The sequence below is a fragment of the Halobacillus sp. BBL2006 genome, assembly GCF_000786645.1.
Lineage (GTDB): Bacteria > Bacillota > Bacilli > Bacillales > Halobacillaceae > Halobacillus.
The window spans coordinates 1-1,684 of the sequence record NZ_JRNX01000740.1; the positions used below are offsets into that span (position 1 = coordinate 1).

General features: G+C 41.9%; 1 protein-coding gene and 1 pseudogene. Both read left to right on the forward strand.

All coding sequences use genetic code 11. The features are described 5' to 3' along the window. Positions 1–247: pseudogene (locus LD39_RS19105) on the forward strand (6-phosphogluconate dehydrogenase (decarboxylating)); the annotation flags it as partial. 25 nt (positions 248–272) lie between these two features. Then, positions 273–1,322 carry a TRAP transporter substrate-binding protein gene (locus tag LD39_RS19110; RefSeq protein WP_035551912.1) on the forward strand — a complete coding sequence of 350 codons (1,050 nt, stop codon included), beginning with the start codon at positions 273–275 and terminating at the stop codon, positions 1,320–1,322. Positions 1,323–1,684 lie beyond the last annotated feature (362 nt).

Sequence of the window (1,684 nt, forward strand, 5' to 3'; positions counted from 1 at the left end):
GTTGATTGAATTAATGGAGAACGCTTTCTCCAAAGATGCACAGCTCGACGAAATTCGCGGTGTCATGAATTCTTCCGGAGAAGGAAAGTGGACCGTTGAAACAGCATTGGAGCTTGAGACCTCAGCTCCCGTAATCACGATGTCACTGATGACACGCTATCGATCGCAAGAGAATGACACATTCTCAGGAAAAGTGGTCGCAGCGTTACGAAATGAATTTGGCGGTCATGAAGTTGTTAAAAAATAATTTAAATAAAAAGGAGAATGTAAAGATGAAAAAATTTATCGCATTGATTTGTTCTGTTCTTTTGATCACCGTTCTTGCAGCTTGTGGAGGCGGCTCAGACTCCAGCAGTGGTGAAGGAAGTGAAAGCGCTTCAGGTGGAGACGGTGAAGTGAAAACGATTAAAGCAGGTATCGGTCTTAACAGTGACCACCCACAATACAAAGGTCTATTGAAGTTTAAAGAAATCGTTGAAGAAAAAACAGACGGCGCAATTAAAGTAGAAACGTACCACAGTGGTCAACTAGGTGATGACCGTACAATGACGGAAGCCCTTCAGCTTGGTACACAGGAAGTTACAATTCCGTCTACAGCTCCACTAGCTAACTTTGTTCCAGAATTCAGCGTTTTTGATATTCCGTTCCTTTTCCCGAATGAAGAAGTAGCCGATAAAGTTCTTGCAGGGGATACAGCACAAGGACTTCTAGATAAGCTTGAAGAGCAAAATCTTGTAGGTCTTTCTTACTGGGAGAATGGATTCCGTGACCTTACAAACAGTAAACACGAAGTAGCGACAGTAGAAGATTTCGAAGGTTTGAAAATCCGTACAATGGAAAACGATCTTCACTTGGATGCCTTTAAAGCACTAGGTGCAAACCCTACGCCAATGGCCTTTACTGAGCTTTTCACAGCGCTTCAACAAGGTACAGTTGACGGTCAGGAAAACCCTTATGCAACGATCTACCTGCAAAAGTTCTATGAAGTACAAGATTATGTTTCTAACACGCACCACATCTACAGCCCATTCGTATTCTTGATGAGCAAATCCTTCTATGATGGTTTGTCTGAAGAACAACAGAAGATTGTTAAAGACGCAGCTGTAGAAGCTGGTAAGTATGAGAAGAAATTGAACCGTGAAGCAAATGAAAAATATCTGAAACAACTTCAAGAAGAAGGTATGACGTACACAGAAATTACACCAGAAGCTCGCCAGGAAATGGTTGATGCCGTACAACCTGTTATCGAAGAGTACAAGAGCAAGATCGGTGAAGAAACTGTAGATAAAATTTATGAAGAAGTAGAAAAAGCACAGAAGTAAGTAGTTTCATAGTTTGAGAGGGATACGTTGTGGATCTTTCCACAGCGTATTGCTCCATCTGGATTAAGAAAAAGAGACGTTAATTGTTTAGCTTCAGCGCATGTCGTATGTCTAGGAATCTCAAGGTCTTAAGCCGTTAATCTGGCATTCATGCCGGAGGTTAAACTTGTCGGGGTGAGCTTTGCGCTTATGCTTTTCTTATTAAAAAGAGGGTCAGTAGAGGTGAAAATATGAACATCATTCGAGCGATCGATAGACGACTGGAAGAAGTATTGCTCGTTATTCTTTCGACCGTCATGGTCAGTGTCATATTCCTGCAGGTAGTCATGCGAGTATCAGGGAATTCGCTGTCATGGTCAGAA